The following is a 6,857-nucleotide window of genomic DNA, read 5'->3' as shown; positions in this document are numbered from 1 at the left end:
TCACCCGTTCGCCACTGATCCACCCAGCAAGCTGGGCTTCACCGTTCGACTTGCATGTGTTAAGCACGCCGCCAGCGTTCGTCCTGAGCCAGAATCAAACTCTCCGTAGATGTCTCATGGCAACCACCACCCGAAAGCGGCAGTCAACCGACACACGAAACGACCCCCACCCGCTGGCGAGCGAGGATCAGTCAATTCGGCTGCTAAAGAAGCCACCCGACGGAGGTCGAGAGGCTCCCGTATCAACCAAGACCCACCGACACCGAACAACCAACCCCGAACGAGGCGGCCACCCGAGCCGATGAACCATCTTGGCATCAACTACTAGGCACACTGTTGAGTTCTCAAAGAACAGACGCGCATCCCCCGTCCGCCCCGTGAAGGGCGACCGGCCGGAGGCTCGGTTCCAATCTACCAGAGTTTCTTTCCTGCCGGAGCCACTCTTTCGAGCGGCTCCGACGTTCCGAAACCCTACCAGATGTTCTGGCCCGTCGTTTTCGGCGAATCTCTTCGCCGCTTTCGACTTCCCGAACACTACCAGGCTTTCCGGAGTGCTTTGCGCGTGATTCACACGACATTGCTCCCGGAAGATCCCGGTCCGGCACGACGAACCGGACGCAACGAGGCGCCTGGATCACGTACCGGGGGTGGCCGCCTGCGGGACCGGCCTTCGGGTCGAGCCTCGAAGTCCGTGCCTCCCGTTCGGGCAGCTCGGAGAACATTACGCGCGGAGCCCCCCCGTCGTCAACTCCCGCCCCGACGCCCCCGGCCCGCGCAGCACGACGCCCCCGCCACCTGCGCGAGCAGGCGGCGGGGGCGTCGTCGACGCGCGGGGCGTCAGGCCGCGACGAGCGACCGCAGCACGTACTGCAGGATGCCGCCGTTGCGGTAGTAGTCCGCCTCACCGGGGGTGTCGATCCGGACCACCGCGTCGAACGCGACGACCGAGCCGTCGCCCTTGGTGGCGGTCACGCGCACGGTCCGCGGGGTCGACCCGTCGTTCAGCGCCGCGATTCCCGCGATGTCGAACGTCTCGGTGCCGTCCAGGCCGAGCGAGTCGGCCGACTCCCCCGCCGGGAACTGCAGCGGGAGCACGCCCATGCCGATGAGGTTCGACCGGTGGATCCGCTCGAACGACTCGGTGATGACCGCCTTCACGCCGAGCAGCGCCGTGCCCTTGGCCGCCCAGTCGCGGGACGAGCCGGAGCCGTACTCCTTGCCGCCCAGGATCACGAGCGGCACGCCGGCCTCGGCGTACGCCTGCGCGGCGTCGTAGATCGACGTCTGCTCGCCGGACAGGTGGTTCACCGTGTACCCGCCCTCGACCCCCGGCACGAGCTGGTTGCGCAGCCGGATGTTGGCGAAGGTGCCGCGGATCATGACCTCGTGGTTGCCGCGGCGGGACCCGTAGGAGTTGAAGTCCCGGCGCTCGACGCCGTGCTCGGCCAGGTACTGCCCGGCCGGGCTGTCCGCCTTGATCGACCCCGCGGGGCTGATGTGGTCGGTGGTGACCGAGTCGCCGAGCTTGGCGAGCACCCGCGCGCCCGTCACGTCGACGACCGGCGCCGGCTCGGCGGCCATGCCCTCGAAGTACGGGGGCTTGCGCACGTAGGTGGACTCGCCGTCCCAGGCGAAGGTGTCGCCCTCCGGGGTGTCCAGCGCGCGCCAGCGCTCGTCGCCCGCGAACACGTCGGCGTAGTCGGACTCGAACATCGAGCGGTCGATGCTCGCGTCGATGGTCGCCTGGACCTCCTCCGGCGTGGGCCAGATGTCCGCGAGGAACACCGGCTGCCCGTCCGTGTCCGTGCCGAGCGGCTGGTTCTCGAAGTCGAAGTCCATCGTCCCGGCGAGCGCGTACGCGATGACCAGCGGCGGGGACGCCAGGTAGTTCATCTTCACGTCGGGGTTGATGCGGCCCTCGAAGTTCCGGTTGCCCGAGAGCACGGACACGACGGACAGGTCGTGCTCGTTGACGACCGCCGAGACCTCCTCGGGCAGCGGGCCCGAGTTGCCGATGCAGGTGGCGCAGCCGTAGCCGACCAGGTGGAAGCCGAGCTTCTCGAGGTAGGGCCAGAGGCCCGCCTTCTCGTAGTAGTTCGTCACGACCTGCGAGCCGGGGGCCATCGAGGTCTTGACCCACGGCTGCGACGACAGGCCGCGCTCGACGGCCTTCCGCGCGAGCAGCGCGGCCGCGAGCATGACCGACGGGTTCGACGTGTTGGTGCACGACGTGATCGACGCGATCACGACGGCGCCGTGGTCGAGCTCGGTCGTGGTGCCGTCGGCGAGGGTCACCGGCACGCGCTTGTGCGGCCGGCTGGCCGCGTCGCCCTTCTCGACGTGGGCCGGCGCGTCCGAGGCGTCGGCGTGCTCCCCCGCGGCGATCGGGTCGGAGGCCGGGAACGTCTCGTCGACGGACTCGTCCAGCCCGGTGAACCCGGCGCGCTCGGCGTCGGAGACGTAGTCGAGGATCGAGGTCGCGAACGACTCCTTGGCCTCGGACAGCTCGATGCGGTCCTGCGGGCGCTTCGGGCCGGCGATCGACGGGACGACGGTGCCGAGGTCGAGCTCGAGGTACTCCGAGTACGCCGGCTCGCGCGACGGGTCGTGCCAGAAGCCCTGCTCCTTGGCGTACGCCTCGACGAGCGCGAGCTGCTGCTCGGAGCGGCCGGTGAGGCGCAGGTAGTCGAGCGTGACGTCGTCGATCGGGAAGATGGCGCAGGTGGAGCCGAACTCCGGCGACATGTTGCCGATGGTGGCGCGGTTGGCCAGCGGCACCTGGGCGACGCCCTCGCCGTAGAACTCGACGAACTTGCCGACGACGCCGTGCTGGCGCAGCTGCTGCGTGATGGTGAGCACGACGTCGGTCGCGGTCACGCCGGACGGGATCGAGCCGGTGAGCTTGAAGCCGACCACGCGCGGGATGAGCATCGAGACGGGCTGGCCGAGCATGGCCGCCTCGGCCTCGATGCCGCCGACGCCCCAGCCGAGCACGCCGAGGCCGTTGACCATCGTCGTGTGCGAGTCGGTGCCGACGCAGGTGTCCGGGTACGCGCGCAGCGCGCCGTCCACGTCGCGGGTCATGATGCCGCGCGCCAGGTACTCGATGTTGACCTGGTGCACGATGCCGGTGCCCGGCGGGACGACCTTGAAGTCGTCGAACGCGGTCTGGCCCCAGCGCAGGAACTGGTAGCGCTCGTGGTTGCGCTGGTACTCGATCTCGACGTTGCGGCGGAACGCGTCCTCGCGGCCGAACACGTCGATCTGCACCGAGTGGTCGATGACCAGCTCGGCGGGCGCGAGCGGGTTGATGCGGGTCGGGTCGCCGCCGAGGTCGGCCATGGCCTCGCGCATGGTGGCGAGGTCGACGACGCACGGCACGCCCGTGAAGTCCTGCATGATCACGCGGGCGGGCGTGAACTGGATCTCGGTGTCCGGCTCGGCGGACGGGTCCCACGAGGCGAGGGCGCGGACGTGGTCGGCGGTGATGTTCGCGCCGTCCTCGGTCCGCAGCAGGTTCTCGGCGAGCACCTTGAGGCTGTACGGCAGCTTCTCCGTCCCGGGGACCGCGTCCAGCCGGAAGATCTCGTAGGTGTCGTCCCCGACCTGCAGCCGGGCCTTCGACCCGAAGCTGTCGACGCTGCTCACTTCTGGCTCCTTCGTTGGCGAGTCCGGCCGCTGGGGGACGGCCGCGGTGCGGCGGCCGCCCCGGGCCTGGTGCCCGGGCTCGTCCGCCGAAGTATCTTGATGTCGAGATACATCCTACCCCGACCCGGCGCCGGACGTCGCGACGCCCGCGCGGCCCGGCGAGCCGACCCGGAGGGCGGTCGCGGGGCCGCGCGGGCGCGGCGTGCCGGTGCGGCGTGCCGCCGCGTCGGGTCGCCCGACGCGGGGCGTCAGCTCCCGGCCGTGCCCTCCGCGGCCCGGCGCTCGCGCTCGACGGCCTTCTCGTGCTGGCGGGGGTCGTAGTCCGGGGTGCCCTGCTTGTGCAGCTCGGCGGTCGCGCGGCGGCTGGCCTCGGCCACCCGGCGCGTCGCCTCGGCGGCGGACTCGCGGGCGTCACCCTCGTGCGGTGTCGTCATCGTCGGCTCCTTCCGGTGGGCGGGCGCCGCGGGCCGCGGTGCCCGGACCCCACGCTAGGCCGACCGCGGGCCCCGCGCGAGCGGTTCGGCGGCCCGACCTGCGGCGATCCCCCTGGGGGCGGCCGGGCCGCGCGACCTCAGCGCTCCAGGACCGCGACCGCCTCGACGTGGTGCGTCATCGGGAACAGGTCGTACCCGGTGACGTCGGCCAGGCCGTAGCCCTCCTCGGCCAGGTACGCGACGTCCCGCGCCAGCGCAGCGGGGTCGCACGCGACGTACACGACGCGGCGCGGCGCCAGGCCGGCGACCGCCCGCACGACGTCCCGCCCGGCGCCCACGCGCGGCGGGTCGAGCACCACGGCGTCGACCGCTGCGCCCGCGGCCCCCGCGGCCAGCGCGCCCGCGACGTCCCCGGCGTGCAGCTCCACCTGCGGCCGGTCGTGCAGGTTGCGCCGCGCGTCCCGCACCGCCCGGGCGTCGCCCTCGACGGCCACCACGGAACCGGTCCCGCCGACCGCGTCCGCCAGCGGCAGCGTGAACAGGCCCGCGCCGGAGTACAGGTCGAGCACCCGCGCGCCGTCGACGTCGCCCAGGGCGTCGAGCACCGCGCCGGTCAGCGCGGCGGGCGCCTCCCGGTGCACCTGCCAGAAGCCGGCGGCGGCGACCCGGTAGGCCCACTCCCGCTCCCCCACCCGCACCTGCTCGCGGACGGCGGACCGCGCGTTGGGCCGCGGGTCGGCCTTGCCGCGGCGGAGGTCGAACGGCTGGTCGTCGACGAGCACGACGGGCGAGTCCCCGCCGGCCGGCGCGACCGCCTCGATCCGCGCCCCCGGCGCCCAGCGGCGCCCGAGCAGGTCGAGCTCGGCCAGCGCGTCGCTCATGAGCGGCATCGACGCGACCGGGACGACGTCGTGCGACCGGAACCGGCGCATGCCCGCCCGGCCCTCGCGGTCGGCGAGGAAGCCGACGCGCGTGCGCCAGCCGAGGCCGCCGCGCTCGTCGTCGCCGGGCAGCGCCCGCACGGGCACCGAGCGCTCGACCCGGGCGAGCCGCTGCAGCTGCTCGGCCAGCACCGCCGCCTTCCACGCGCGCTGCGCGTCGAGGCGGACGTGCGCGAGCTCGCCGCCGCCGACGCCGCCCGCGCCCGCCTCGGGCCACGCCGACTCCACGCGGTCGGGCGAGGCGTCGAGCACCTCGACGGCGTCGGCGCGCCAGAACCGCGCCTTGTCGCCCGTCTCGGTCAGCCGCGCGACGACCCGCTCGCCCGGCAGCGCGTGCCGCACGAACACGACGCGCCCGGGGCCGTCGTCGCCCGCCGCCCGCAGCCGCGCCACGCAGTGCCCGCCGTGCGCGACCGGCCCGACCTCGAGCTCGACCAGGTCCCCTGCCGCGGCCGCGGCGCCGCGCGGCTCAGAGCCCACGGGAGATCGTCCTGCGCACGTGGTCCTCCATGCCGGTCTGCCCTTCGGTCGATGCGAGCTGCCACGGGACGGACGCCACCACGACGCCCGGCGTGAACAGCAGACGCCCCTTGAGCCGCAGGGCGCTCTGGTTGTGCAGCAGCTGCTCCCACCAGTGACCCACGACGTACTCGGGGATGTAGACGACCACCAGGTCCCGCGGGCTCTCCCGCCGGATCGAGCGGACGTAGGTGATGACGGGCCGGGTGATCTCGCGGAACGGCGAGTCGAGGACGCGCAGCGGCACGGGGAGGTCCATGGCCTCCCACTGCGCGCGGAGCGCGGCCGCGTCCTCGGGGTCGACGCCGACGGTGACGGCCTCGATGGTCTGCGGGCGCGAGGCCCGCGCGTACGCGATGGCCCGCATGGTCGGCCGGTGCAGGTGCGAGACGAGCACGAGCGCGTGCACCCGGCTGGGGAGCGCGCGGGCGGCGGCGGGGTCGGCGCCGAGCGCGAGCTCGGCCTTGACGGCGTCGTAGTGCCGGCGGATGCCCTGCATGCCGATGAACACGATGATCATGGCGAGGATCGCGATCCAGGCGCCGTGCGTGAACTTGGTGATGAGCACGATGACCAGGACCGTCGCGGTCATGCCGAAGCCGATCGCGTTGATCACCCTGGACCGGAGCATCTGCCGGCGGCGCTCGGGGTCGGGCTGGGTGCGCAGCTCGCGGGTCCAGTGCTTGATCATGCCCAGCTGGGACAGCGTGAACGACACGAAGACGCCGACGATGTACAGCTGGATGAGCCGGGTGACCTGGGCGTCGAACGCGAGGATCAGCGCGATCGCGCCGGCCGCCAGGGCGATGATGCCGTTGGAGAACGCGAGCCGGTCGCCGCGGGTGTGCAGCTGGCGCGGCAGGTAGCCGTCCTTCGCCAGGATCGAGCCGAGGACCGGGAAGCCGTTGAACGCCGTGTTCGCGGCGAGCACGAGGATGAGCCCCGTCACCGCGGACACCACGTAGAAGAGCACCGGCGCCCCGCTGAACACGGTCTCGGCGAGCTGCCCGATCACCGGGTGCTGCACGTAGTCCACGGGCAGCGGCTCCCCGTTCAGCGAGAGCTGGGTGTGCGGGTCCTCGGCGTAGTGCACGCCCGTCGCGCGCGCGAGGAAGAGGATCGACATCATCATCACGGCCGAGATGCCGCCCAGCAGGGCGAGCGTCGTGGCGGCGTTGCGCGACTTGGGCTTGCGGAACGCGGGCACGCCGTTGCTGATCGCCTCGACACCCGTCAGCGCGGCACACCCGGACGAGAAGGCGCGGAGCAGGAGGAATGCCATCGCCAGGCCACCGAGGCTCTCGTAGCCGGACTC

At 72.5% G+C, this 6,857-nt stretch carries 4 protein-coding genes and 1 rRNA gene; all 5 read right to left on the bottom strand.

The annotated features are described in order from the left end of the window. Positions 1-110: ribosomal RNA gene (locus VER05_RS17085) — 16S ribosomal RNA — on the bottom strand; the annotation flags it as partial. Positions 111-837: 727 nt separating this feature from the next. Further along, complete coding sequence (locus VER05_RS17080) at positions 838-3,648, bottom strand: aconitate hydratase (RefSeq protein ID WP_324846517.1); 2,811 nt, start codon at positions 3,646-3,648, stop codon at positions 838-840. 248 nt (positions 3,649-3,896) lie between these two features. After that, the gene (locus VER05_RS17075; protein WP_324846516.1) at positions 3,897-4,082 is read right to left on the bottom strand and encodes a translation initiation factor 2; all 186 of its coding nucleotides are present in this window, start codon (positions 4,080-4,082) and stop codon (positions 3,897-3,899) included. 137 nt (positions 4,083-4,219) lie between these two features. Further along, positions 4,220-5,503, bottom strand: a complete 1,284-nt coding sequence (locus VER05_RS17070) for a class I SAM-dependent RNA methyltransferase (protein ID WP_324846515.1) — start codon at positions 5,501-5,503, stop codon at positions 4,220-4,222. Further along, the coding region (locus tag VER05_RS17065; protein ID WP_324846514.1) for an APC family permease at positions 5,493-6,857 on the bottom strand (1,365 nt) is incomplete at its 5' end. The genes VER05_RS17065 and VER05_RS17070, both read right to left, overlap by 11 nt.

It is taken from the genome of Cellulomonas sp. (genome assembly GCF_035634735.1).
Classification (GTDB): domain Bacteria; phylum Actinomycetota; class Actinomycetes; order Actinomycetales; family Cellulomonadaceae; genus Cellulomonas.
The sequence above is the reverse complement of the archived record's forward strand: the minus strand, read 5'-3'. Positions and strand labels throughout refer to the sequence as shown.

What these genes read in the sequence shown, in the direction of transcription:
- VER05_RS17075 (WP_324846516.1), bottom strand. Translation starts at nt 4,082, where the DNA reads ATGACGACACCGCACGAGGGTGACGCCCGCGAGTCCGCCGCCGAGGCG.